The following is a 26,734-nucleotide window of genomic DNA, read 5'->3' as shown; positions in this document are numbered from 1 at the left end:
CCCGGCTACAGTGAGCTGGCCCGGTTCGACGACTCTGCGGACCCGTGTTTTCAGGAGAAGTGAACGCTTGAGCTGGATCCGCTTGAACGACGTTGCCAAGGGCTACGACCAGAAGGTGATGTTGCGCGAGGTGTTCTTTCGTCTCGCCGACGGTGATCGCATCGGTCTGATCGGACGCAACGGCACGGGCAAGACCACCCTGCTTCAGCTTCTTCTCGGACGTGAGACTCCCGATACGGGAACGGTCGATGTCACCGAGGGCGCACGAATCGGGTACTTCTCGCAGTTCTCGGAACTCGACGGCGATCGCAGCATCCAAGCGGAGCTCGAATCTCTCTTCGTCGCTGTCCACGCGATCGAGGTCGAATTGACCGAGGTCGAAGCCGCACTCGGGGGCGACCTGGACGAGAAGCAGATGTACAAGCTCGTCGATCGCCAAGCCGAGCTACTCGACGCCATGGAGAACAGTGGCGGCTGGACCTATCACCAACAGATCGACACTGTGCTGTCGATGCTCGGGTTCAACGCCGAACGACGTGAGCTCCCCGTCGATCGACTGTCCGGTGGTTGGCGCAACCGCGCAGCGTTGGCCAAAATCCTCATCGAGGCCCCGGACGTCCTGCTCCTCGACGAGCCGACGAACTTCCTCGATGTTGCCGGAATCGCGTGGCTCGAACGTTGGCTACGAGATTTCCGCGGTGCGCTTCTCGTTGTCTCGCACGACCGCGCATTCCTCGAGCAGGTCGTCACCAGCATCGTCGAAATCGAGAACCATCACCTGCAGACGTACGACGGTAGCTACTCGGAATACGTTCAGCAGAAGCAGTTTCGACTCAAGAACCTCGAACGTGAGTTCAGCAACGAACAACAGCTGCTGGCCTACGAGCAAGAAGCGATCAGCGATCGCAAGGAAGCAGTGAAGAATCCCAGCGGGGTGCTCAAGCGTCGGCTCGCGAACATCAAGAAGAGCAAGAGTCCGCGTCCGGTCGACACGGTGGTCACCGCGATCTACGGCGGACTGCACGTGCACGACAACCTGGCCGAGATCACCGGAATCTCCAAAAGCTATGGCGAGCAACGACTCTTCGAGAACATCTCGTTCACCGTGCATCGCGGTGACCGCATCGCCATCACCGGACCGAACGGATGCGGCAAGACAACCCTCGTCGACATCCTGGTCGGTGCCGAGCAACCGGACAGCGGCAAGATCAAGTGGAAGACCAAGGCACCGTCGTTCATCTACTACAACCAGGTGCTGGCCGATCTCGATCTCGATGACACCGTGTCGCATTCGGTCAACGCGATGCCGGGCAGCCTCGCACTGACGGCGACCAAGAAGGAAGTCCATCGGTTCCTGACACTGCTGCAGTTCTCCGAGATGGATCTCAAATCGAAGATCGGCGTTCTGTCAGGAGGACAGAAGGCACGAGTTGCTCTGGCGCAGTGTCTGCTGTTCGGCGCAGGCGTGATCGTGCTCGACGAGCCCACCAACCACCTCGACCTGCAGAGCACCCAGGTTCTCGAGCGTGCCCTGATGGCGTTTCCCGGTGCGGTGATTCTGGTGAGCCACGACAGGTTCTTCGTGGAGAAGGTGGCCTTTCGGCAGCTGTCGTTCGACGGCAAGGGCGGGGTCACCGAAATCGCCGGCGTCCAGATGGCCTGACGCCGTGGGCTACCCGTTGATCTTCGACGTGGATGTGCCCCACTCGGCGTCGCGCAGCTCCTTCTTCCTGATCTTGCCGGTGGATGTCTTCGGCAACTCGACGATGAATTCGACGGCACGCGGGGCCTTGTAGGAGGCGATGGCAGATTTCACGTGCGCTACGAGGTCTGCCTCCGACGCTTCCGCGCCCGGCACCAGCACCACGAATGCCTTCGGTCGCTCGCCCCACTTGTCGTCCGGCACCCCGATCACCGCCACATCGGCGACTGCTGGATGGCTGGCAAGTGCCTGTTCGACCTCGATCGTCGAGATGTTCTCGCCGCCGGAAATGACGACATCCTTGGCGCGATCCAGTAGTTGGACATAGCCGTCGGGATGCATGACCCCGAGGTCTCCGGAATGGAACCAGCCGCCCGCGAAGGCCTGTGTCGTACCGGCGGCGTCGTCGTAGTACCCCTTCATGACGTTGTTGCCGCGCATGACGATCTCACCCATTTCGACGCCGTCGGGTTCGACGTCGATCAGTGCTCCACCCGGGCCGGACTTCTCGCGTACCACGCGCAAGCGATCGGCCGTGAGCATGCCGACTCCCTGCCGAGCCAGGCGTCGGGCCTGCTCGTCGCCGTCCAGTTCGAGCCATTCCTGCTTCGCCTCGCACACCGAGTACGGGCCGTAGGTCTCGGTGAGTCCGTACACGTGCACGAGCGTTGCCCCCAGTGCGCGAATCTTGCCGATGATCGTCGGGCTCGGGGGAGCTCCGGCCGTGACGATGGTCAGGGGTCGATCCAGCGAATGTGCCTGCGCTGCAGTGGCAAGAGTGGTCAGCACCGTCGGTGCACCGGCGAGGTGGTCGACGCCATCGTCGATGGCCGACCAGATCGCATCGCCGCGGACGCCGCGAAGACAGACATGCGTGCCCGACGCGGCCGTGACCGCCCAGGTGGTGCACCATCCGTTGCAGTGGAACATCGGCAGCGTCCACAGATAGCGAGTATCGATGCCGAATCCCTGGTGGTGCAGTTCTCCGAGCGAATTGAGGTAGGCGCCGCGGTGGGTGTACATCACGCCCTTGGGTCGACCGGTGGTGCCCGAGGTGTAGTTGATCGTGATGGTCGAGGTCTCGTCGTCGACCTCCCACTCGAGCGAATCGTCGGAGCCTCGCTCGAGGAAGGCGTCGTATCGAGTGGTGTGCGGCAGCTTTGCGTAACTGCCGTCGACGGCGGGTGTCTCGACGATCTCACGGACCGAATCAGCGATCGGATCTGTTCCGAGTCCGGTCAGCAGCTCCGAATCACCCACCAGCAGAACCGAACCGGAGTGATCGCAGATGTAGCGAACCTCGGCGGGCGACAGTCTGGTGTTGATTGCGACCAGAACGGCACCGGCCAGTGGAACCGCGTAGTGCGCGAACAACAGCTCAGCAGAGTTGGACGCGATGTAGGCCACTCGATCTCCGTGGCCGACACCCGACGCGCGCAGCGCGTGCGCGAGCCGGGTGACGTCGTGGGCGAACTGCTCGTAGGTGAAAGTCCTCGGCCCGTCCACCACGGCGGTCTTGTGAGGGTGGACCTCCGCTGCGCGTTCGAGAAAGCGAAGGGGCGTCAGCGGAGTATCCAGACCTGTCATGTCAGCCAATGTAGCGCGCACTAGGAGGCCAGATCGGATTTGTCGATACGTTCGCGCCCACCGGTAAGGTCGGCGCGTTCGGCGGCGGCACGGCCGGCATACGATCCCGCCGCATTGTTGCTGCTGAACCTGATCGTTCTCGTCGCCGGATGCCGGGCAGCGAACGCCCGGTCCACGGCGTCGGTTCGTTCCGCCAAGATGGGCACCAGAGCCGGACCGTGTTGCTGAGTTGCCGCCGCAGTAGCTCGCGTGCGTGCGTCCTGCAGTCGTTCGCCGACTCGATGGGCGTAGGCGATCAAGAATGCGTTGCGGAAGCTGCGTGTCCGCGAAGCCGGCGAATCGGCCACCTCGTCGAGTGCGCGAGCCGATTGCACGAGAAGCGAGGTGTAGATGAGCTCACACAGGTCGAGATCGACGGGCATGCCGATGACGGTGGCCAGCAGGTACTTCTTCTTCCACAGTGTCCTGGCACCATTTGCATGACATACGCAGTGCAGCAGAAGCAGTTTGGCTTTGGAGTACGGATTGCTCACCATGATGCGACGGGTGACGACATCGTCGATCAGGCTGCGAGGGTTCCCTGCGTCGAGAAGCGCGCTGTCGATCGCGTAGCGGGTCATCAGATCCTGGGCCTTGGCCGATAATGCCTCGGCTTCAGCGGGGAATTGCGTCGACTCGGCCTTGGCCAGTAGCCCTCGTATTCTGCCGAGAATCTTCGAGTCCGTGGCTCGGGCGGGGCCGGTCGCTGCCGACTGTGAGGTCCATCGAGCCGGAGGGGGCAGGAGTTTCTCGAGGGGCAACAGCCATGTCGAGCAACCGAGTACGAGCAACAGGGTGTACCAGGACTGCGCCGACGATCGTCGGTTGTACGAGCGCCACCGCTGAAGGCGCTCGGCAGTTGTGCCCGCTGTGTAGTCGATGTGCAGCTCGGATAGTTGATCACACCAGGAATTCGGAGCGAGGCGCTCGGCCGAGCTTCGCGCCGCGTGTGAGCCGATGGCCTCGCCCATGATCGCCGCGCCGTCGCCTCCGGCACACTGAAGTGTGACATGAACCAGTTCGGCCGGCTGCCAACCATTCTCGAAAGCAGTGTCGAGAGCCTCGTCGAGTGTTCGCGCTGCGCGATTGTGAACCGGCCGACTCTGTTGCTCGTCGACAGCGGCCAAGCGTTCCGCAACCAGCCGGACCCTGTCTTTCCCGACTGATCCGAGTTGGGCGAAACCGATTCCGCTGTCGAGCAATTCGCTCGGGTCGGCATCCTGCCGCACATGTGTCGCGTGCGAGTACTTGAAAATACTGTCCAAATCGATACGACTCATCGTCGTCCCCCTCCACGTCCCCCGGTGTGGTCACCGAACTGTTCGGTGAATCGCAGAGTAGGGGAGGGGTCCGACAGATATTCGAACGTGTCAGCGAGGAGCGAGCATCTGCAGCAGTTCTTCGACCGACGGCAGACCGGGAATCACGGGAAGATTCGGAACAGCAATGGCGGTGGGCGGTGCCGTCAGCTCGATGCCGCCGAGCCCCGCCATGACGTCGTCGGTGTTGGATCGGGTCGGTCCGTATGTATTGGATGCAATGACGAAGTCATCGCCGATCGACGCGGACGCGACCACACTCGATCGGTCGTCGGCCCATCCCCACTTGGTCCCGGTCACGCCGGGCAACTGCTCGGTGCCCCAGTCCTGAACCATTCCATCGCGTGCCACAGGAGCCGCGGTGTTCATCCAGGCGAGGACGGGGCTGGCGGGATCGGTGCGCTTCTTCGCCGCCAGGAATCGCACGGTGTCGGCTGTGCTCGTGGACGAGTTGCCCCAGAAACCGCCCCGCGAGGTCGAGGTGAGCCCATATTCTGCGGCGGTCGCCGAGATGGCCTGTGGGTATTTGTTGTCGAGCGTGGACGCGGCACCGTCGTCGCTGACCTGGACCATCCTGGCGGCCAGGTCGAGGTCTCTGGGCGAACCGTCGCCGAAGCGTACGACGTAATCGGCCATGTAGAGCTTGACCGTCGACAATCCCGGGCGCGCGGAGTTGTCGTCGGCGCTGCCCACGTAGGTCCCCGTCGGGATGTGTTCGTACGACAACGAGGTTCGGGCCGGAACATCGGAGAGGTCGCCGGGTGTCGGCAGAGCCTGAGCAGGTGCCGCGCACACCAACGCCACAGCGATACCGACAATTGGGACAGCAGTCCTGGTGAAGATGCGTCGCAGGGCCGGCATCTCGTGCTCCTCGAGGTGTTGGCCCGCCGCGAATCGGTGGCCGATGACTGTAGCTACCCCGATAGTAGACGCTTCAACCTTGACACCCTCCGGACGAGTGCAGTGTTATTGCACTCAGGGCGACCGAAAGGCGTAGTGATCCCAACCGGGGGTGAGCCATCGGTCAGGAGCGGCGGAGCGCGGAAAGCATTTCCCTGGAGCGTCGCAGCGTGCCTCGGTTCGCCCCGGTCGGCCAGGTGCTGGGCAGCTCGATCGGATCCGTCAGGCGGCCGGCGTTGAAGTCGCCGACCAGATGGCCGACGGTTTCCTGGGCGCAGGACTTGTTCGTGCCGATGAATCCCGAGGGGCCGCGCTTGATCCAACCGGTGACGTAGCTGCCGATCGACGTCTGCCCACCGGATTCCTGCAACACGCGGCCGCCGGTGTTGGGAATGATGCCGGCCAGGTCGTCGAACGGAACTCCGGGGAGCGCGACACCGCGGTAGCCGATGGACGTGAGGACGAGTCCGGCCTCGATGCTGTCGACGTCACCGGTCGGGGTGCTGCGGACCACGTCGTCGCCGTCCGCGGACAGGCCCATTCGGTCGAACTCGATACCCGTCACGCGATCGGTGCCGAGGATCCTGGTGGGGGAGAGAAGGTAGCGCAGAGTGATTCTCTTGCGGCCGTCGCTGTGGTCGGGTGATTCGTCGACGTGGCGAAGCAATTGCAGTTTCTGAGCCACGGCGTGGGGTAGGTCGTCGGTCGCTGCGAGTCGGACGGTGACCGGATCGAGCGCGAGTTCGCTGCGGTCGATGGCCAGGTCGATATCGGGGACGGTCAGCAATCCGGCGAACTCGGGCACGGTGAACGCGGACTGTGCCACACCGCGTCGGCCGACGATGACCACTTCGCGAACTGCGCTGTGGCGCAGGGCGTCCAACGCGTACGGCGCGATGTCTGTCTGGGCGAGCGCATCCGGATTCATCGTCAGAATACGGGCGACGTCGAGGGCGACGTTGCCGTTACCGACGATGACGGCGCGTTCGTGCGAGAGGTCGAACGTGCGGTGCGCGTGATCGGGGTGGCCGTTGTACCAGGCGACGAAGTCGGTTGCCGAACTGCGCCCAGGCAATTCGGCTCCCGGAATGCGGAGCTCGCGATCCGATGATGCACCGACTGCGTAGATCACGGCGTGGTGGGTGTCCAACAACTCGTCGTGGGTGACGTCCTTGCCGACCTCCACGCCGAGGTGGTAGGTGAATCCCTCTTGCGCGGAGATCGTTTCGAACAGTCGGGATACCTGACGGGTCTTCTGATGATCGGGTGCGACGCCGAGTCGAGCGAGACCATGTGGTTGCGGAAGCCGGTCGTAGACATCGACGTTCACGCCCGGCTGAGTGAGCAGTTCATCCGCCGCATACATGGCCGACGGGCCGGATCCGACGATAGCGACTCGGAGCGGCTGGCGATCCCTCGACACCGAGGCTGCCGGGGTGACCGGGGCCAAGATGGGCCGGGGTGGGCGCTCCTGCTTGTAGAAATCCGCATTGATCGTCAGGAACGGCAGTTGCGCCTCGGTCAGTTTCGCCTGCGGCACAATGGCATCGACGGGGCAGGCCGACACGCACGCGCCGCAGTCGACACACGATTGCGGGTCGATGTGCAACATCTCCGCCGTCAGGAAGTCCGGCTCGTCGGGAGTGGGATGAATGCAGTTGACGGGACACGCGAAGACGCACGATGCGTCGCTGCAACATGATTGGGTGACGACGTGGGGCATGAGGGGTTCCTGACGGCAGTGGCAAGAATGGCTGAGCGGCGAGAGAGCTATGCGGCGAACTGGCTGGAGCTGCGGTCGGGCTCGCTACGGAAACGTGAGGCCTTGCCGTCGATTCCGCACAGCTTCCACATCAGGCGAGCGGCGCGATTCATCATCCCGGTGTCGGTGGCCAGCATGCGCACATCTCCGAAGTAATCCTGCAACGCGTGCTGGGATTCCTCGGTGCCCCAGAACAGGTCCTTCTTCACCTGCTTCGGGATGTCGAACTTCGTCCAGAACTTCTTCGGCGGAATGACGATGACGTCGCACAGGATGCGCATCGTGACCGGGAAGGCCAGCGAGAGCAGGAAGCGCCCGGCCTTGGACATCTTGGGAACGCGACGACGCAGCAACTGATGCGCGAAGGAGATGTGCCGCGCTTCCTCGGCTACGTGAATCGCCATGACGCTCTGCATGATCGGGTGGATTTCTTCACCGGACCGCAGGACGGACTTCTGAATGTGGTCGATCGGCTCCTCGCCTGCGAGAACGCCGACGAAGAACAACTCGGGTAGGAGGGTGGCAAACAGGGGGATGAACGGCGAGAGCATCTTCATGGGCCGGCTCATGCCTGGGGCGTCGGAATCGACGCGGTTGACCATCTCCTGGAACATCAGGGTGTGGTTGCACTCTTCGATGGATTCGTGGGTGCAGTAGCGTGCCTCGGCGGAGCCATTGGGCAGCGAGAACACGTACTGCATCATGCCGCGGATCAGGATGTTCTCGAACTGAAGGCCGACCTTGGCGACATTGGCCTGACGCCACATGCCGATCTCGATCTGCTTGTCGAGCGGAAGTGCTCGGTACCAGGCGTGGCCACCGATCGGGTCCGTCTTGGCGGGGAGTACCCAGCGGGGATCGTTCGCGGGCACCGCGAACTTCTCGGACTCCCAGTCGATGTCGACGTACGGATCGAAGTGCTTGTGCACAGAACCCTCGGACAGCAGGGTGAGTGTCTCGATGTACTGCTGTTCGTCCGTGGCGTCGGTGTCGACCGAAACGGACGTCGTGCCTGTCGTCAGTGTCATGGCTTCTCCAAACGAGGTGCGAACATAGAGTTAATGTAACCCCAGTTAACACGAAAGGGAAGCGTGTGGGAAAAATCCTGTTCGGCTGACGTCTACTGTTCGTCCGAACGCTCGTCGGATACCTCTGCCACCTCGTCGGTCTCGAACAGCTGCAACTGGATCGCCGACGGATCGACCACCGGCGTGACCTGGTCGGGTGTGCTGCGCAGTACCTCTCGCAGAGCAGCCACGGCGCGGCCCCACTTGCCGGCCTCTCGATCTGCCTCGTCGACGTCGCAGTGCTCGTCGCCGAGATCTGCAGCGACCGCCATACCGCGCCACGACGCCTCCTGCTCCGCGCTGATGCGCAGGTAGGAGACGACGACATCGCGATCGGAGGAGCAACATCCGAGGACGGTGTCGAGGTCCAGGGATTCCTCGGACCGATCGACGAGCTCGACCAATTCGAGCAGTCCGGCCGGAAAGTCGTCCGTGTCGATCGGCGGCGGCGTCGGTTCCCCGAGTGCGCCGCCGAAATCCTCGGCGAATTTCTCGTCGACCTGCTCCCAAACGTGGCTGAGCATTCGCACTGCCCACAGCAGGTGATCCGCGACGAAGGGTGACCCGCTCACTCGCACCTGCGCGACGATGCAGTCCTGAACCAGGTGCAGCATCACGTCGGGGAGCTGCAGATTGAGATCGACCAGCAACTCGGCTGCGCGGGTTCGCCCCGACACGGCGTGCACCAGCGTCGAATTGATTTCGACCACAGGTTCGGTGGGTTTGACCGACACGTACGCGGTGCCGTTCACGAACCGTAGGGGGATGTCACCGTCCGGATCGTGGTCCGGCGGAAAACCGAACCATGGTTCGAGGGCGCGATCGACGAGTTGCTGTAGGTGTTCCTTGCCCCTCGGTTGCACACACAATGGGACGACGGTCGTATCGGCCTCGGGCGCGGAGGCGTCGAAACTCGGGACGTCGTACCGACCGGTGGCGCGTGAGCCAAGGAAGGACGGGTGGGGCAGGCCCCAGATGTCGCGGAACACCGCCACGGTCTTCTTCGCCAGATCATCGGACCACGAGCGATTGCGGTCCACGTGCGGTGCCGTGGGTTCGGAATCGACTGCCGTGCGAAATCCCAACTGGCTCAGTGCTTCTCGCTGCTCATCGGTGATCTCGCGGCTACTGTGCAGGTGCTCGTTCGCCGGAATTTCGCAGCGGACCATGTCGAGATCCCAGGCGTAGAACTGCACGCAGGCGGCGGTGTCCGGCACGCCGTCGGTGGTGTCGTATCGCGACTCGATCACCAGCGCATCACCGTCGCGCATCGCGCTGACGTAGTCGCCGAGCTTGCGCTGGAACTGCATCCAGGCAGCGTCGACGTCGAAGTCGAACTCGAGTGAATCGCTCATGTCGGCTCCTTACCCAGATCGCGTTGACGTAACGCACAGTCGGTGACGCTAGCGGCGACCACCGACACGGTCTCGGCGCTCGCGGGGGCTGTCACGACGACGCCGGATCCCCGACCGAGCCGTAGAGCGGGTCGTCCTGCGACTCCTCGTCGATCACACCGAACGGCTGCGCCTCGGCCACACCGTCCAGCACCGCCGGGCGCAACGCGTGCGGAACGGCGAGTACCTCCTCGATCCTGACGAGGATGCCCTGCTCGATGAGGGATCGAACGCGGTGGTCGATCAGCTGCGCCGTACGCAGATCCTCACCTTCGAGCTCGGCGTAGTCCTCACCCTCGTTGTTGATCGGCAGCTCGTCGGTCATCGCGGCCAGGAGTGTCTGCACGGCGAAGGTGTTGGCCAGCGACCGTGACACATCGGGGTCGTCGGCATCTCCCGACAGCTGCACGCGCACGTGCTCGGCCACCAGCTCGTGCACGGTCTCGGCGCCACGGCCGGCCAGCGAATGCGCATTGTCTCCCGGCCTGGCGGTGTCTCCGTCGATGCGAATCAATTCGGTGGCGATGGCCGTCGACCAGTAGTCGGCCGCGGCACCCGCATCGAGCCGGGCGGGATCGAGCGGGGCGGAGCCGACGGCGCGCTGCAGGTCGGCGTTGTCGCCCACCGTCAATCCATCGGCGACGCGCGCGACGATGTCGTCGAGGGCAGGCAGCAGCGGCAGCGCCGAGATCGCGGCGAGTTCCTGGGCCAGGGAAACATCGGGCAGGTCGATGTCGTCGGCGTCGAGCATGTCGGGCTCGTCGCCCTCGAGGAAGTCCGAGAGATCTTCCATGCAGTGCGCGTAGTCCTCGGGGCTGCCGTCCCAGAGGTCGGTTTCATCGAGGAATGTCAGGTACTGCAGCGAGGTGAGAACGAGATTGACCGCGGTGTCCTCCGCAGTGTCGGATTCCTCCTGCAGGATGCGTTCGGCCGCATCGACCAGCAGATGTGCATCGGCGGGAAGCCAGGCGCTGGGGGAGAAGCCCTGACGAGCACCGGCAAGTTGGGTCAGTGTCGACGACACGAGCCGGGAGATCGCTTCCGATTGTTCCGACATCTCGCTCTCGTCGAGCCATTCGACGAAACCGTCGATCAGATCGGCGATGCGTTCGGTGACGGCACCGGTCGGGGCCGGTCGGGATTGCTGGTGACGCCGTTGCCGGGCCTTGGTCTTTTCTGCACGTTTCTGTCCGCGGTTGGCAGGCCGCTTCGATCCCATGACGCCCAGCTTATCTGTTGGCATGTCCGGTTTCGTCGATCCGTGCCCTCAGCGAAGAAGGAACGAGCCCGCAGACGCAGGAAGGGCTGGATTCGATGCACGGCGATACAGCTCTGCGGGGCGGCCCCCGCCTGCGGTCGAGGTGGTGCCGGTCCCCTGTAGTGACCCCAGGACGTGGCGTCGGAACGTGTCTTTCGGTAGAGGGCGGTCGAACACGATCTCGTACAGCTCGCGAAGTTCGAGGAGGGTGAATTCCGCGTCCGTCAACAGTGCGGGATCGACCTCGTGCGCGTAACGATCACGGAGGTCGCGAACTGCTTCGGACACCATGTCGCCGTGGTCGAAGGCCATCGGTGACACCGGCCTGGAGTCGTCGATCGGCATCGAAACGGTTGTGGGAGAAAGCGATCGAGCCGCTATCGCAGCGCTGTGCGCCATGGACAGTACCCATCCGCGGTCGTCGCGGTCGGGGCCGTCGAACATCCTCAACTGATGGAAAGTGAGATCGGTCAGGTCTGCCTTCGTCCTCAACGCGCGGTCTGCCGCGTCGGCGAGAGTCTCCGACGGTCGAAGGAACGTGCCCGGTAGCGCAGGGCCGCGCTCCGACGGAACGACGACTACCTGCAGTCGACGCTCGCGGACGGTCAGTACTGCGACATCGACTGCTACGGAGGGGCGTGGATAGTCGGTCAGAGTGTTGCCGTCTCGGTCTCGCCACGTCATGTCTTGCATCTTAGCGCGAATCTGATCTATGGTTAGCGCAACATCGATCTAAGGGGGAGTCATGGAACTGACAGCCATCGAGCAGGATCGGGCGCGGGGCGTTCTGCTCGGAACTGCCGTGGGCGACGCGTTGGGCGCAGGATACGAATTCGGATATCCCTCGAACGAAACGGCCATCGCCATGATCGGCGGCGGTGCATTCGACTGGGCCCCGGGGGAATGGACCGACGACACCTCGATGGCGCTCTGCGTCGCGCGTGCACTCGAGCAGGGCGGTGACGTGGACGAGGTCGCCGAGCAGTTTCGCGACTGGTTCGACCAGGACCCTCCGGATGTGGGAAATCAGACCCGGCTCGTGCTCTCGCAGCGGTCGCGCAGTGGTGCCGACATGACTGCGGTGGCGGCGTCGTTGGCAGGGAGAACCGGCGGCAACGGATCATTGATGCGAACGGCACCGATTGCCTTGGCCTACCTCGACGACCCGGCTGGATGCCGAGATGCAGCGGAGCGGATCAGTGCCCTCACCCACGCCGACCCCCGCGCCGGTCAAGCGTGCCGAATGTGGAGTCACGCAATTCGATTCGCGGTTCGTCACGGTACGTACGGCGGGGTGTGCGAATTTCTGAACGAGGCCGAGGCCGACGTCCGCGAGTTCTGGCAGCCCCTGCTTCGTCAGGCGCAGGAGGGGCAGCCGTCCGATTTCCCGAACAACGGCTGGGTGGTCCACGCTCTGCAGACGGCGTGGTGGGCAATCCATCGATCTGCCGACGCGGAGCGGCCCCTGCCTGCCGCTCTCGAACTGTGTGTCCGCGCCGGCGGTGATACCGACACCACGGCGGCCATAGCCGGAGGACTTCTCGGAGCGCGTTGGGGCGCATCGGCGGTGCCGAGCGAATGGCGCGACATCGTCCACGGCTACCCAGGGTTGCGCGCCGACGATCTCGACCGAATTACCTCGAACATCATTGCAACGAAAGGGCTTTCATGACGATCATCGACGTCGTGCAGGGCGACATCACTGACGTGGCCGCAGATGCGATCGTCAATGCCGCCAATACGCGATTGCTCGGCGGCGGGGGAGTGGACGGTGCCATCCACCGAGCCGGTGGGCCGGAGATCCTCGCAGAATGCAAGGCTCTGCGGGCCACCACCCTGCCCCACGGCCTCGACATCGGCGCAGCCGTCGCCACGACCGCGGGCCGACTTCGAGCAGGCCATGTCATCCACACCGTCGGCCCGCGCTACTCCCCGCACGAGGACAGATCGGAGCTGCTGCGACTCTGCTATGCCCGAAGTCTGGCGCTGGCAGCGTCGATGAACCTGAAATCCATCGCGTTTCCCCTGATTTCCGGTGGCTCCTACGGATGGCCGATGCACGATGCAGTCACCCAGCAGGTCGTGGCAGTCGAAGCTGCCCGGCCGTCGGTCGACCTCGTCATGCTGGTCGCCTACTCCCGCGAAGCCGCGAACCTGACGCGGCGGTTGGTGGGGTGACTGGTCAGTTCTCGCAGCCGACGCCATCCTTGTCCCGGTCCAGCTTGGTGCTGTAACCCGGATCCCCGGCGTAGATCGGGGCTGCACCCGCCGCACGGACCGCATCGCAATTGGCGTACGAGACAGCGGACGGCACTGCGGCCAACGGCGCGGGGGCGGAGTAGACGGGCTCGGGTGTGTACACCGGCTCCGGCGTGTAGACGGGCTCCGGGATGTACGCGGGCTCGGGCAGCGGGACGTATTCCGTCGTCGTCGGTATCTCGACGATGGCCGCCACTGTTTCGGTCGTCGGGGCTGCGGTGGTGGTGGTCGGGGCCGGTGTGGTTGTCGACGGCGGCGCGGTGGTCGTCGTGACGGTCGGCAACGCAGGCACGGCCGCGACCGGTGCGATGGCGGTCGTGGTCTCGGGCTCGGTCGTGGTGGTCAGCCCCATCACGAACAGTGCGGGGAGGATGGCGATGGCAGGTACGGCCCAGACCTTGCGGCCCCGCGCGGGTGACGAGCGCAGGTACACGACTCCGCTGCCGACCAGCAACGCTCCGACGAGTAGCGCTCCGAACTCGAACGAGAACACTGCCCCGATCAGAAAGAATGCACCGAAAACGATTGCGGCCCAGGCGAATACCTTTCCGAACAGGGGTCGGCGAGACGTCTCTGGCTCGAGTGCCGGTCGCTGGAAGGGTGGCGGGTAGGCGCTGGTCATGTCGAGGGTCCGTTCGGGTCACGAGAGGTGTCGATGTCGCGGCCGAGATGTCACCCGCGAGACCGGAAGCAACCGTCTCGTTCTATTCGAACCGGTCGGTCGCATTTCCGTTCACCATGTCGCATCGACGGGGTTCGTCGTTACATCCCGTACGAGAACGGCAACCGCTCGATCAGTAGTGCTCGCGAAAGCCGCCGATCGCAGTGATGGAGTTGCCGTCGGGATCGGAGGCCGTGGACAGTCTGACCCCTTTGTTCGCATCGACGATATTGCCGAAGTCGATTCCGCGGGAACGAGCGGCATCGACGAACACCTCGATGTCTTCGACGGCAACGTTGAACAACGACGAGCCTGCCCGCTCGGGATCCACGGTCACTTGCAGCCACGCAGCGGACGCCAGCCGCCACTCCACCAGACTCGCCATCGGATTGTTGTCGGCCCGGCGGTCGAACAGCTTCTCGTACCACTCTCGTGCCGAGTCGATATCGCGCACCGCCACCACGGCAAGCACATGTTCGATCATCGCGTTCTCCTTCGTATCGTTCGGTTGTGCAGATATGGACCGGATCCGACGGCCCGACTCATCGCGCAGAATCTGTCGGTGGCTCGAGTAGGGTCGTCACGAGCCCGAAATCGGGCACCGATACGAGCAGGCAGGGGACCGCAACGGTGTTGACGCTCCACCGCGCCGAACGCGCCGGAACACTCGCGGCTGCACTCGCCGACATCCTGTCCGTACCGCTGGCCGATCCGTTCGTGCCCGAGATCGTGTCGGTCCCGGCGAAGGGCGTCGAGCGGTGGCTCACGCAGCGACTGTCGAGCACACTGGGCGGATCGAATGGCGACGGTATCGCAGCCAACATCGACTTCCCGAGCCCGTCGCGGTTGGTCTCGCGCGCCATTGCCGCGGTCGACGACATGGACCCCGACGATGATCCCTGGGCTCCGGGCCGGGTTCTCTGGACCGCGCTGGAGGTGATCGACGAGTGTCGCACCGAGACCTGGGCGGCAGTGCTGTTCAAGCACCTCGGTGCAGGTTCCGAGGATCATCGGGCGGGACGCCGCTGGTCGACGGCATCGCATGTGGCAGACCTGTTTCGCACCTACGGATCTCAGCGTCCCCAGATGCTGCGCGACTGGCTCGACGGGCGCTTCACCGACGGCCACGGCGGCGATCTCGACGAGGACCTGCTGTGGCAACCGCGAGTGTGGGCCGCGATACGCGAGCGGATCGGCAGCCCGAGCCCAGCCGAACGCCTGCCGCAGACCTGCGCCCGACTCCGGGACGCACCGGAGTCGGTGGACCTGCCGAGCCGGTTGTCGGTGTTCGGTCCGACCCGGCTGACAACCGATCAGCTCGAGATATTGAGTGCGCTGTCGCAGGCTCGCGACGTGCACATCTGGGTTCCGCATCCCAGTCCGTCGATGTGGCGCACCCTCGCCGAGATTCCGGCGGTGACGCGCCGACGAGACGACACGACAGCTCTGGCCGTCGAGCATCCCCTGCTGGCAGGCCTGTCGCGAGACGTACGAGAACTGCAGGCCACCATCGCGTCGGTGGCGACGCGCACCGTGCATCACGAGGGCCCGCAAACAGCGAACACCCTGCTCGGCCGAATCCAGGCGGACATCACCGCCGATTCGCCTCCTTCTGCCGAATTCGACGACGGCACAACCTTCGTGGACGGATCGGTGCAGATTCACGCGTGCCACGGACCGGCTCGGCAGGTGGAGGTTCTGCGCGAGTCGTTGCTGCATCTGTTCACCGGCGACCCGACGCTCGAACCACGGGACGTGCTGGTGATGTGCCCGGATGTCGAGACCTACGCGCCGCTGATCCGCGCGAACTTCGGGCAGGCGGCGCTGGTGCATCCCGGACACCGGTTGCGGGTGCGCCTGGCCGATCGGGGCCTGCGTCGCACCAACCCCGTCCTCGACGTCATCGCCACGGTGCTGGACTTCTCGGAGGGCCGGGTGACGGCGAGCGAGCTGTTGGACTTCGCCGCGAGTGGTCCGGTACGGGAGAAGTTCTCGTTCACCGACGACGATCTCGAGCGCCTGCGCGAATGGGTGACGAGCTCCGGTGCTCGCTGGGGATTGACAGTTCGGCAACGAGAAGCCTATGGCTTGAACGGTTTTCGACAGAACACCTTCAAATCGGCGCTCGATCGCATCCTGTTGGGAGTGGCCGCGGACGAGACTCGGAACGAGTACCTCGACCTCGCGCTGCCTCTCGACGATGTCGACAGCAACGACATCACCCTCGCCGGCCGCTTCGCCGAGTTGGTGGATCGGCTCGCCTCGGTGCTCCGCGCACTGGCCGGTCCGGCATCGGTGACCGAGTGGACGCGGCAGCTGGGGCGCGCCCTCGATCTGCTCGCCGACGTGCCCACGGCCGACGAATGGCAACTGGCACAGGCACATCGCGAGATCGCCGACGCCACCGAACACGGCGGCACCGCCGAGCTACGACTCGCGGACGTGCGTGCCATGCTGGCCGGCAGACTGGCCGGCCGACCCACCCGATCGAACTTCCGTACCGGCGAGCTGACCGTGTGCACCATGGTGCCGATGCGCTCGGTGCCGCACCGAGTGGTGGTGCTGCTCGGACTCGACGACGAGGTGTTCCCCCGAGTGGGCAGTATCGACGGAGACGACATCCTCGCCCGCGATCCGGCCGTCGGCGAACGAGATATTCGCAGTGAGGATCGGCAACTGCTCCTCGACGCGGTGATGTCGGCGGAGGAAAAACTGCTCTTGTTCTACACCGGAGCAGACCCCGTCGACGGTTCGGCCAAGCCGCCCGCGATCCCACTGCGCGAGTTGATGGACGTGCTCGAGGTGACCGCGGGCGGAAGCGTCGAACATCGGCATCCGTTGCAGCCGTTCGATCCGCACAACTTCGAGGCCGAACACCCGTTCAGCTTCGACACGGTTGCCCTGGCCGGAGCGGTGTCCCAGCAACGGACGCCCGATCCGGTGGCACCGTTTCTGCCCGACGCGCTTCCTCCGGCGGAGCGCGGGGACGTCGAGCTCGCCGAACTCATCGCCTTCGTCGAGAATCCGGTGCAGGCCTTTCTGCGCCAACGGCTCGGCTTCCGCGTTCCCGAGCTCGAGGACGACCTGGCGGACAGCCTGGACATCGAGCTGGATCCGTTGTCCCGATGGAACATCGGTGATCGGATGCTTGCCGCGGTGCTCGCTGGTGGGGACATCGGAGAATTCGCCGACGCCGAGTGGCGGCGCGGCACCCTCCCGCCGTTCCATCAGGGCCGCCGGGAGATGTCCGACATCCGGCAGATCGTCGGAATCATCGCCGACGCGGCCGCTCCCTTCCACGAGGGTCCGGCCGAGACGATCGACGTCGCGGTCGATCTCGGCGACGGACGACGCCTGACCGGCACCGTCACCGGAATTCACGGCCGCACGCTGGCGCGCTCCTCGTACTCCCGCCTGGCCGCCAAGCATCGACTGGCCGCGTGGGTGCGGTTGCTGGCGGTAGCGGCATCGGAAGCAGGGGAGTGGAGCGCCGTCACCATCGGCCGCGCGAGTGGGATGCGCCCGCCTCGTCGCTCTCGGCTCAGCGCCCCGCTGGACCCCGTCGCCGTCCTGAGGGAGCTGGTGAACTTGCGGGACCGTGGAATGACCTCGCCGTTGCCGATCTCGACCGGTACCGCGTCGGCGTACGCGGAGAAGCGGTTCGGCGGCGGATCCATCGAGGACGGCTACGACTCGGCAACGTGGGCCTGGCGGGGCGACTTCGGCGACGGGACCGATCGATCGTTGCGGTACGTCCATGGTTCGACCCTGTCGTTCCAGACATTGCTCGCCGCCGCCCCGCTCGCCGACGAGACGGAGCCGACGAACGAGAAGAGCCGCTTCGGGATTCTCGCTCGAACACTGTGGGACCCGTTGCTGACCGCCGAGAACATGGGGAACGCATGACTGCCGCCCGCGGATTCGACCTGCTCGGTCCGATGCCTACCGGAACGACCGTCCTGGAAGCCAGTGCAGGGACCGGCAAGACGTACGCGATCGTGGGGTTGGCCTCGCGATACATCGCCGAAGGGATCGCCGAGATCTCGGACCTGCTGCTGGTGACGTTCAGTCGGGCCGCGACCCAGGAACTGCGTGATCGCACCCGAAGCAGGTTCGCGTCGATCGCCCGGGACCTGGCAGACCCGGACGCCGCTCGGGTATCTCGGGATCCACTCGTGGCGTTTCTGGCCGCAGTCGACGACGCCGAGGTGGACCGGCGGCGTCGACGGTTGCGTCGGGCACTGTCGGACTTCGACGCCGGAACCATCGTCACCACGCACAGTTTCTGTCAGCGCATGCTCGACGGCCTCGGCATCGCAGGCGAGCGCGAACCGGAATCGGCGTTCGTCGAAGCGGTTTCGGACCTACTCGAACAGGTCGTGGACGACCTGTATCTGCAGATGTTCAGCGGTGACGACGAGGCACCGGCATTCAGCAGGCGGGACGCTCAGCAGTTGGCGTTGGCGGCCGTGGGTGACCAACAGTCGATTCTGTATCCCGACACCGAGGACCAGGACGACGGCAACCGCGAGCCCGCACTTCGTGTGCGGTTCGCCCGGGAAGCGCGCCGTGAGATCGAACGTCGCAAACGCCTGCTCGGGCTGCGTGACTACAACGATCTTCTGGGACTTCTGCATTCGGTGTTGTCCGACCCCGTCCACGGCGAGGCCGCCTGCGCGCGAGTGCGAGACCGATTCCGCGTCGTATTGATCGACGAGTTCCAGGACACCGACCCCATGCAGTGGGACATTCTGCGGCGGGCGTTTCACGGATTCACGACGCTCATCCTCGTCGGCGATCCGAAGCAGGCCATCTACGCGTTCCGCGGAGCCGAGGTGCTGAGTTACCTCGACGCGGTGCAGACCGCGGACCATCTCTACGAGCTCACTGCCAACTGGCGTAGTGATTCGGGGTTGCTCGACGCCCTGCATCATCTGTACGGCGGTGCGGCCCTCGGTCACGAGGACATCGTGGTGCACCGAGTCGAACCTCGAAACCCTCTCTCACGCATGGTCGGACATCCGCCTTTGCGGTTGCGCTATCTGCCGCGAACCGGCGCCGGTCCACTGCGGCAGGGTTTTCCGGCAGTCGACCGACTCCGATCCCGGGTTGCAGCAGACGTTGCGGCGGACATCGTCGAGCTGTTGTCCGGACATGCCGTGATCGAGCGACCGGATGGCCCTCGGGTGATCGAACCGCGAGACATTGCCGTGTTGACCCGAACGACCAAGCAGGTGGCCTTGATTCGGGACGCACTCGACGCGGTCGGGGTCCCGTCCGTCGTGTCGAGCAGCACCAGCGTGTTCGGCACCGAGAGTGCCCGACACTGGCTGTGGTTGCTGCAGGCCATCGAGCAACCTCATCGCACCGATCGCGTACGTCTCGCCGCGTTGACTCCGCTGCTCGGGTGGACCGCAGCGCAGCTCGACTCCGGGGCCGAGGACGCGCTGTCCCAGGTCAGCAGTCGGCTGCGCGAGTATTCGGTGCTGTTCGACGAGGCCGGGTTCGCGGCAGTCTTCGAGCGGGTGTCGGCCCAGTCCGGACTCGATGCCCGGTTGCTCGCGGTCGAAGCCGGTGAGCGCACGATGACCGATCTGCGGCACATCGCCCAATTACTCAACCGCGCAGCGGTATCCGAGTCCTACGGAATCACCGCCCTCACTCGCTGGCTGACCGACCGCATCAAGGAACCGGCAGCGGGCGGGTCGACCGACCGCAGTCGACGACTCGACAGTGATTCCGCAGCAGTGCAGATCATGACGACACACGGCAGCAAAGGGCTCGAATTCCCGGTCGTCTATCTGCCCTACGCCTGGGACACGTTGTACTTCAGCAAGCCGTCGACGCTGTTGCTGCACGAGAACGGCACGCGAATCCGAGACGTCGGCGGACCGTCCGGAACGGGCTACGCGGCCAGAAAGATTCTCAACGACCAGGAGGAAGCGGGCGAGGAACTGCGACTGCTCTACGTCGGTCTCACCCGCGCCGAGAGCCGGATCGTGCTGTGGTGGGCACCGGGCCGCAACACCGCGACGTCCTCGCTGCACCGCATGCTGTTCGGACGAATCCCCGGAATTGCTCTGCCGGAGCCGTCCTACAAGGTTTTCGACGACGCGACGACTGCGAACCGGCTCCAATCCTGGGTCGGGTCGGCAGCCGACCTCATCTCGGTCGAACCGGTGGGACCCGGTGAGCCGTCCACCGCACATTGGATTCGTCCCGAGCAACCGCACCTCGACGTCGCTGCCGCACGATTCGATCGAACCCTCGACCTCCTGTGGCGTCGAACGTCGTACTCCGCGTTGACAGCTCACGCTCACGACGCCGCGCCCGGCCGGCCCGAGGTAGGAGTGACCAGCGAGGCCGAGCATCCCGAGAAGTCGGACGAGCCCGCCGACACGTCGGTGGGCGCCGAATACCCAGGAGGCGAGTACATCGACGAACAGCTGGACGGAATCGCGTCACCGATGAACGGCATGCCTGCCGGCGCGGCGTTCGGAACGCTCGTCCACGAGGCACTCGAACACGTCGACACGTCCGCACCCGATCTGCTCGAGGAACTCGAGCGCCGCTGCGCTGCCGCGGTCGCGTCGCGGATGGCGGAGGTCGATCCGGTGGCATTGGCACAAGCGCTTCTGCCGGTGATGCAGACACCATTGGGATTCGGGACGCTGGCCGACGTAGCGCCCTCAGACCATCTGGCCGAACTCGACTTCGAGCTGCCCTTGGCCGGCGGAGACGATCCGGTGGCGGACACGGTCACGTTGAAGTCCGTGGCGCGGCTGTTGCGACACCACCTCGATCCGGCGGACGTGCTCGCGTCCTATGCAGATCTGCTCGACGATCTGGAGGCGACACCACTGCGCGGGTTCCTCACCGGAAGTATCGACTCGATTCTTCGCGTGTCCGGACCGCGGTACGTCGTGGTGGACTACAAGACGAATCGAATCGCCAGAGGCGATCTGACCACCGGCAACTTCACGCGCGAGAAGATGGCCCAGGAAATGATCCGCTCGCATTATCCGCTGCAGGCAATCCTGTATGCCGTTGCACTGCATCGATATCTGCGATGGCGTCAATCGAACTACGACCCGCAGCTACACCTCGGCGGTATCCGGTACCTGTTCGTGCGGGGCATGGTCGGACCGCAGACCCCCGCCGGGTGCGGGGTGTTCGACTGGAATCCGCCCGCAGCTCTGGTGGTCGAGCTGTCGGACCTGCTCGCGGGGAGGGTGACCCGATGACCGGAGTCTCGATTGCACTGCGCGGCAGTGGAATCCTGCGCACCTTCAACGACGTGGGTGTGCTGTCGGCATCCGACGTGCACGTGGCGTTGCGCCTCGGTGCCCTGGCCGGGGAGTCGTCGGAGCATGTACTGCTCGCCACTGCTCTGACGGTGCGCTCGGTGCGATCGGGCTCGGTATGTCTGGATCTGCGACGACTGCGAGACGTCACCGTCGACGAGGATTCGGACGTCGATCCGAGCGCACTTCCGTGGCCGGAGCTCGACGACGTGCTCGGAGCACTGAGGGTGAGTCCACTGGTGCTCGGCAGTCCGAATGGACCGTTGAGACCGCTGAAACTGGTCGACACCGATCAGGGTGAGCTGCTGTACCTGGACCGATACCATTTGCAGGAGAGCACCGTTCGAGATCTCCTCGACGTGCGTTCGCAATCCCACCCGGCCGCCGATGCAGACGAGATCCGCGACGCGCTGGCCGCGCTGTTCGTGGACGAGTCTGGCGCACCGACGGCCGCTCCCGATCGACAGCGAATAGCGGCAGCGCTGGCGGCGACGCAGTGGACCACGGTCATCGCAGGCGGACCGGGAACCGGAAAGACCCATACAGTAGCGAGAATTCTGGCGCTTCTCGTCCGCGAACACGGAAGCGATCTGCGCATCGGGCTCGCCGCACCCACCGGCAAAGCCGCAGCCCGGTTGCAGGAGTCCGTGTCCGAACAAGCCGGGCTCCTCGGACTTCCAGCAGACCTGAAAGCGATGACGCTGCACCGACTTCTGGGATGGAAGCCCGGTAGCAAGACGAGGTTTCGGCACGACGCCGAGAACCGACTGCCGTACGACGTCATCGTCGTCGACGAAACCTCGATGGTGTCTCTGACGATGATGTGTCGGCTACTGGAAGCCGTGCGTCCGGAGTCTCGGTTGATTCTCGTGGGAGACCCGGATCAGCTGACGTCGGTCGACGCAGGCGCAGTGCTGGCAGATCTGGTGGCCAGGCCGGTCACCGGCATCGAGAACCCGATTCTGGCGCAGCTCGTCGACGTGGACTTCGCCGCAGCCGAGGATCCCGCGGAAGCCGCTCTGAGCGCATTCGAGCGAGACCGACTGCGCGGCGGCGTCGTTCGGCTCAGTCGTGGCCGACGGTTCGGCGGAGCCATCGCTCGCCTGGCCGTGGCCGTGCGAGACGGCCGGGGCGACGACGTGATGGCGCTGCTCGAGTCCGGTGCGGAGGAGATTTCGTTCCAGAGCCCCGACGACGTCGACGCCCTGCGTTCCGACGTGATCGACACCGCCGCCGAGGTCACCGCCGCCGCCGTACGAGGAGATGCCACCGCAGCACTGCTCGGGCTCGAGAAACATCGCCTCCTGTGCGCTCACCGCGAGGGTCGATGGGGGGTCTCGCGGTGGGACCGGCAGGCGATGGAGTGGGTGGGAGAAGGCAGCGGAACGTTTCTCGACCCCTCGCTCTGGTACCCCGGACAGCCGTTGTTGGTGACGGCCAACGACCACGAGGCGAGGATCTACAACGGGGACACCGGCGTTGTGGTGTTGGGAGACAACGGAACTCCGATGGCGGCGTTTCCGCGAGGTCGTGGCCACGTCTTGATTCACCCGAATGTGCTCTCCTCGGTACACACCGTGTACGCAATGACGATCCACCGCAGTCAAGGCAGTCAGTACGACACCGTGTCGGTTCTGCTGCCCGCCGAGGCATCGACGCTGTTGACCCGAGAACTGCTGTACACCGCCATTACTCGTGCACGATCGCACGTACGGGTGATCGGTACCGAAGAGGCCATCCGCGCGGGCGTCGAACGTCAGGTGCTGCGGGCGAGCGGCCTGCGCCGAAAGATCCTGTAGTTCGTCGTATCCTCTTCGTCACCGGCACGCATGCCGGTCTGCCCTCGTCACGGCGTCCATGCTGTGCGCGACCAGCAGCCAGGTGCGGGCAAGGTTCTTCCATACCGCGACCGAGTGCTCCGCACTCGCGTCGTCGGGGCGGGCCCGAACAGCGGCCGATCGATGCAGCGAGACTGCTCGCGCTTTCAACGCGTCGAGATCGCCGTCGGCGCACACCGATCGAACGGTGTGCGCATCGACGCGCCGACCGATCAACTGGCACAGCGTCTGAAGTGCCGTCAGCTCGGCAGGAACGTCGTCGGACGACTCCGACGGACTCTCGGTCGCGGTGCCGGTCGTGCGACCGACGATCCCGCGTTGCAGGTCGACCGGCCCCGATGATGCACCGTCGGCCGCCACGCTCCACACGCTCAGGAACGACGGATGCGGGACGTTCCAGATCTCTCGGAACACGCGCGTGATCATCTCCGCGACGAGCGCCGCATCTGCTCGGGCGTCGGTTCGTGTGAGATCGATGATCGACCCGTCTGCGACCGGCTTGCCTCGATCCAGCCATCCGCAGTCGAGTAGTTGCACATCCATGGCCGTCGTGTCCGGGGCATCCGGGTACAGCAGTGACGGCAGCGCTGCCACCGACACCAGCACGCCGCGGTTCGTCGCCGCCACATCGATGTACGGGCGCAACCCACGCTCGCCCGGGCTCGCCTGAGCGGCGGAAACCGTGATGTAGTCGCCCCTCGGCAAGGTTCGAAGACGAGCATGCAGGTTCTCGGTGAACGTGGCCCACGCGAGCGCGGTGGTGGAGTCGAAATGGCCGTTCTGCAATGCGGTCACGATGCAAACCCTCTTCTCGGACGAGAACTGATGCCTGTATCCGAGACCGTAGCGAGAGGGTCCGACAAGAACCCGAGTCAGTACACGTCGCGCAGATAGCGCTTGGATTGCTTGAGGTCGTTGACGTAGTCCTCGGCGGCGTCGGGGGAGCGGCCACCATGTTCGGCGACGATCTCGTGCAGTGCCTCGTCGACGCCCTTGGCCATGCGCGTCGCATCGCCGCACACGTACAGGTGCGCGCCCGCTTCGAGCCACCCGTACAGCTGCTTTCCGGCCTCACACATGCGGTGCTGCACGTAGATCTTCTCGTGCTGGTCACGGGAGAAGGCCAGATCGAGTCGCGTCAACAGACCGCTGCGCTCGAACTCGGTGAGTTCGTCCTCGTAGAGGAAGTCGCTCGTTCGATGCTGATCGCCGAAGAACAGCCAGTTCTCGCCTCTGGCTCCGCGTGCGTGCCGCTCGTGCAGAAATGCTCGGAAGGGTGCCACTCCGGTTCCCGGCCCGATCATGATGATCGGGGTGTCGTCCGAGGGGAGGCGGAACGACTTGTTGGCGGACAGGAACACTCCGGCCTGCTGTCCGTCCTCGACGCGATCGGCCAAGTACGTCGAGCAGACGCCACCGCGATCACGCTCGGCCGACCGGTATCGGACCGTCGAGACGGTCAGATGGACGGTGCCCTCGTGCGCGAGCGGCGACGACGAAATCGAGTAGACCCGGTGTTGCAGAGGACGCAGCAACCCGAGGAATTCGGCTGGATCGAACGCTCCCGACCGATCGAGATCGAGAACGTCCACGACGTCGCGACCCCAGGTCCAGGCGTCGAACGACGCGCGGTCGCCGTTCTGCAGAACGTGATCGAGCTCGGCGTCACCGGCGCGTTCGGCCACGGCCTCGATCAGATCCATGGGCGGGATGCCGATCTCGTAGTCCGTGGTCAAGGCATCGGCCAAGGTGATCTCGCCCGACTTCGTGTGGACCGCGGTGTCGGCAGGCACACCCAGACGCTCGATCACTGCCGAGACCAGCGCCGCGTCGTTGACGGGCTTGACGCCGAATCCGTCGCCGGCCTCGTAGGCGATACCGCTCTCGCCGAGCGCGAGCGAGAAGTGTCGAACTTCTTTGGCCGACGTGGGACCGGAGAGGCGTCGGTTGCTCAGAATCTGCGCGCGGTAGGGATTCTTCCGATTCCACGGTGAGCGCTTCGATGCGGTCTTGGTGGCGCCGAGATCGCCGGTTCGAGCGTCGATGTCCTGTACCTGCCTTGCAGTAGTCGTCTCTGTGAGTCGAGTGGGAGGTCGACTCGTTCGAACACTAATCGGGACCACTCACTCGCGGTGCAGGACCTCGATTCCGTCGACGGAGAAGACGACGTCGTATCCGCTCGCCAGCGCCCGGCTGATCGCCTGACGATCGCCGGTCTCGTCCGTCGGCCAACCCGCGGGCCGTTCGCGGTTCACGACGATCCAATCCGGCACGGTCGAATCGGTCGTGCGCTGCGGAAAGACCGACACGTCGTGGTCGGCGACGAGTTGGGCCACGAGATTGTTCGACGCCGCAACTCGATCACCGGCGGGAATCCACTCGGAGATATCTCGGGTGGTCTCGGCCTGCGGATCGATCGTCCACTCCTGCGCTTGCACCACCCGTGACATGGGCAGGAACGGCAGTGCGACGACCGCGAACGCTGCCACGAACGCGACGATCAGCTTTCGGCCGCGTTCGGTGAGCTGACCGTGCCGGTGGCTACGCGCCAATGCGTCGAGCAGAGCGATGAACACGATGACCATGAGGATCGCGTTGTAGTGGTAGATCGGCTTCCAGAAGTTGGTGTTGTCACTGAGAAAGCGCCACGCGACCGTCGGGACGGCGATCAGGAGCAGCGGAGAGCGCAGAGCGAAGAAGCCGGTGACAGCGAGCAGCAGAAAGGCGGTGGCCGCCCGTGAATCGCCGGCAACCAGCCCGTGTGCGGTGTCGGCTATGCCTTCTCCCAGGGGAGGCAGCTTCGAACCCTGGTCGTACGAGTTGTCCGAGCTGAGGGCCGGGACGATCACCTTGACCGCGAGAACCACCCAGGTCAGTCCCCATACAGCAGTCAGCGCCCCGAGGATGCGCGTTCGGCCGCTCGTCGACAGCGCAACCAATGCCCCGATGACGATCACCGTCAGGCCCATGTCCTCCTTGACGAACACGAGGGGTAGAGCCCAGGCAAGGGCCGGCAGCCAGCGCCGATCGACCAGCGCGACCATCGACATGGCCAGCAGAGGCATCGCGAACGCCACCTCGTGGAAGTCGAAGTTCAACGCGGCCTGCACGCCCCAGGAGAGTCCGAACGCCGCGGCCGTCACGATGCCGACGATCGTGCCGAATCTCTGTACCGCCAGTCGGCTGATCGGAATCACGGCAAGCGCGAACAACACGGCTTGCGCGATCAGCAGCGTCTCGGCGTGCGGGAACAGCCGGTAGACAGGTCCCAGCAACGCGGTGATGGGCGAGAAGTGGTCACCGAGGGTGTTGTAGCCGGTGCCGAGCAGGTCCGATGTCGGTGCCTGGAACTGCGAGTACGACGCGATCTGCTGAACGAATATGCCCAGGTCGAATCCGGATGTACGGAGCTGGCGATGGCCGAGGACGGACATCACTGCGTACAGCGTCGCCAGCACGGCGAACGAGACGGCAGGCACCAGAGTCTCGGCGGAGCGGAATCTTGCGCGCCGGTCCGCGGTCGCGGTTCTGTCGGTGGCTGTTCTGTCGGTCGCGGTGTCGACACTGTCGGCATCGGTGACGACCGTGGATTTCTCGGTAGTGGTCACGAGAAGGCATGTCTACCGGACCGACGTGAGACGTTG

Annotated in this window: 19 protein-coding genes; 6 read left to right on the top strand and 13 right to left on the bottom strand. The window is 64.8% G+C overall.

Annotation, left to right across the window (positions count from 1 at the left end):
- The first annotated feature begins 67 nt into the window (after positions 1 to 67).
- Positions 68 to 1,663 (top strand): ABC-F family ATP-binding cassette domain-containing protein, encoded by a 1,596-nt coding sequence (locus tag ABZ677_RS16460; RefSeq protein ID WP_358371069.1) that lies wholly within the window; start codon positions 68 to 70, stop codon positions 1,661 to 1,663.
- Positions 1,664 to 1,672: 9 nt separating this feature from the next.
- Here ABZ677_RS16460 and ABZ677_RS16455 read toward each other — a convergent pair whose 3' ends face one another.
- The 8 genes from ABZ677_RS16455 to ABZ677_RS16420 form a co-directional block, all read right to left on the bottom strand.
- Entirely contained in the window at positions 1,673 to 3,289 is a 1,617-nt protein-coding gene (locus ABZ677_RS16455) for an AMP-binding protein (protein ID WP_037191005.1), read from the bottom strand.
- A gap of 20 nt (positions 3,290 to 3,309) precedes the next feature.
- On the bottom strand, positions 3,310 to 4,608 hold the full coding sequence (locus ABZ677_RS16450) for a DUF2786 domain-containing protein (protein ID WP_358371066.1): 1,299 nt from the start codon (positions 4,606 to 4,608) through the stop codon (positions 3,310 to 3,312).
- Between the two features lie 90 nt (positions 4,609 to 4,698).
- Positions 4,699 to 5,508 (bottom strand): hypothetical protein, encoded by an 810-nt coding sequence (locus ABZ677_RS16445; protein WP_358371063.1) that lies wholly within the window; start codon positions 5,506 to 5,508, stop codon positions 4,699 to 4,701.
- A 163-nt stretch (positions 5,509 to 5,671) separates the two neighbouring features.
- Complete coding sequence (locus tag ABZ677_RS16440) at positions 5,672 to 7,270, bottom strand: FAD-dependent oxidoreductase (RefSeq protein WP_358371061.1); 1,599 nt, start codon at positions 7,268 to 7,270, stop codon at positions 5,672 to 5,674.
- Between the two features lie 47 nt (positions 7,271 to 7,317).
- The gene (locus tag ABZ677_RS16435; RefSeq protein ID WP_094634886.1) at positions 7,318 to 8,337 is read right to left on the bottom strand and encodes a diiron oxygenase; all 1,020 of its coding nucleotides are present in this window, start codon (positions 8,335 to 8,337) and stop codon (positions 7,318 to 7,320) included.
- A gap of 92 nt (positions 8,338 to 8,429) precedes the next feature.
- A complete protein-coding gene (locus tag ABZ677_RS16430) occupies positions 8,430 to 9,731 on the bottom strand; it encodes a hypothetical protein (protein ID WP_358371058.1) in 1,302 nt (433 codons plus the stop codon).
- Positions 9,732 to 9,822: 91 nt separating this feature from the next.
- Positions 9,823 to 11,013 carry a hypothetical protein gene (locus ABZ677_RS16425; RefSeq protein WP_141216596.1) on the bottom strand — a complete coding sequence of 397 codons (1,191 nt, stop codon included), beginning with the start codon at positions 11,011 to 11,013 and terminating at the stop codon, positions 9,823 to 9,825.
- 24 nt (positions 11,014 to 11,037) lie between these two features.
- The gene (locus ABZ677_RS16420; protein WP_358371056.1) at positions 11,038 to 11,712 is read right to left on the bottom strand and encodes an NUDIX hydrolase; all 675 of its coding nucleotides are present in this window, start codon (positions 11,710 to 11,712) and stop codon (positions 11,038 to 11,040) included.
- A gap of 61 nt (positions 11,713 to 11,773) precedes the next feature.
- On the opposite strand from ABZ677_RS16420, the gene ABZ677_RS16415 reads away from it, so the two are divergent.
- Together ABZ677_RS16415 and ABZ677_RS16410 are read left to right on the top strand one after the other, a co-directional pair.
- Positions 11,774 to 12,700, top strand: a complete 927-nt coding sequence (locus ABZ677_RS16415; protein WP_358371053.1) for an ADP-ribosylglycohydrolase family protein — start codon at positions 11,774 to 11,776, stop codon at positions 12,698 to 12,700.
- Positions 12,697 to 13,206, top strand: a complete 510-nt coding sequence (locus ABZ677_RS16410) for an O-acetyl-ADP-ribose deacetylase (RefSeq protein ID WP_094741565.1) — start codon at positions 12,697 to 12,699, stop codon at positions 13,204 to 13,206. Before ABZ677_RS16415 ends, ABZ677_RS16410 begins: the two co-directional genes overlap by 4 nt.
- A 4-nt stretch (positions 13,207 to 13,210) precedes the next feature.
- Here the strand turns inward: ABZ677_RS16410 and ABZ677_RS16405 are convergent, their stop codons facing one another.
- Together ABZ677_RS16405 and ABZ677_RS16400 are read right to left on the bottom strand one after the other, a co-directional pair.
- Positions 13,211 to 13,909, bottom strand: coding sequence for an excalibur calcium-binding domain-containing protein (locus ABZ677_RS16405; RefSeq protein WP_358371050.1), 699 nt, complete (start codon positions 13,907 to 13,909; stop codon positions 13,211 to 13,213).
- A gap of 172 nt (positions 13,910 to 14,081) precedes the next feature.
- Entirely contained in the window at positions 14,082 to 14,432 is a 351-nt protein-coding gene (locus ABZ677_RS16400; RefSeq protein ID WP_037191017.1) for a VOC family protein, read from the bottom strand.
- A 146-nt stretch (positions 14,433 to 14,578) separates the two neighbouring features.
- On the opposite strand from ABZ677_RS16400, the gene recC reads away from it, so the two are divergent.
- The 3 genes from recC to recD are packed head-to-tail and all read left to right on the top strand — an operon-like array spanning position 14,579 to position 23,051.
- Positions 14,579 to 17,854, top strand: a complete 3,276-nt coding sequence (recC, locus tag ABZ677_RS16395) for an exodeoxyribonuclease V subunit gamma (protein WP_358371503.1) — start codon at positions 14,579 to 14,581, stop codon at positions 17,852 to 17,854.
- Positions 17,851 to 21,192, top strand: coding sequence for a UvrD-helicase domain-containing protein (locus ABZ677_RS16390; protein WP_358371047.1), 3,342 nt, complete (start codon positions 17,851 to 17,853; stop codon positions 21,190 to 21,192). Before recC ends, ABZ677_RS16390 begins: the two co-directional genes overlap by 4 nt.
- A complete protein-coding gene (gene recD / locus ABZ677_RS16385) occupies positions 21,189 to 23,051 on the top strand; it encodes an exodeoxyribonuclease V subunit alpha (RefSeq protein WP_358371044.1) in 1,863 nt (620 codons plus the stop codon). Before ABZ677_RS16390 ends, recD begins: the two co-directional genes overlap by 4 nt.
- Positions 23,052 to 23,069: 18 nt before the next feature.
- On the opposite strand, the gene ABZ677_RS16380 is transcribed toward recD, so the two are convergent.
- From ABZ677_RS16380 to ABZ677_RS16370, 3 genes are all read right to left on the bottom strand, one after another.
- Entirely contained in the window at positions 23,070 to 23,885 is an 816-nt protein-coding gene (locus tag ABZ677_RS16380; RefSeq protein WP_358371042.1) for a hypothetical protein, read from the bottom strand.
- A 77-nt stretch (positions 23,886 to 23,962) separates the two neighbouring features.
- Entirely contained in the window at positions 23,963 to 25,213 is a 1,251-nt protein-coding gene (locus tag ABZ677_RS16375) for a sulfite reductase subunit alpha (protein WP_358371039.1), read from the bottom strand.
- Positions 25,214 to 26,698, bottom strand: coding sequence for a DUF2079 domain-containing protein (locus ABZ677_RS16370; protein WP_358371036.1), 1,485 nt, complete (start codon positions 26,696 to 26,698; stop codon positions 25,214 to 25,216).
- Positions 26,699 to 26,734 lie beyond the last annotated feature (36 nt).

The sequence above is a fragment of the Rhodococcus sp. NPDC006774 genome (genome assembly GCF_040636045.1).
Lineage (GTDB): Bacteria > Actinomycetota > Actinomycetes > Mycobacteriales > Mycobacteriaceae > Rhodococcoides.
This window is presented reverse-complemented; position numbering and strand designations above follow the sequence as displayed.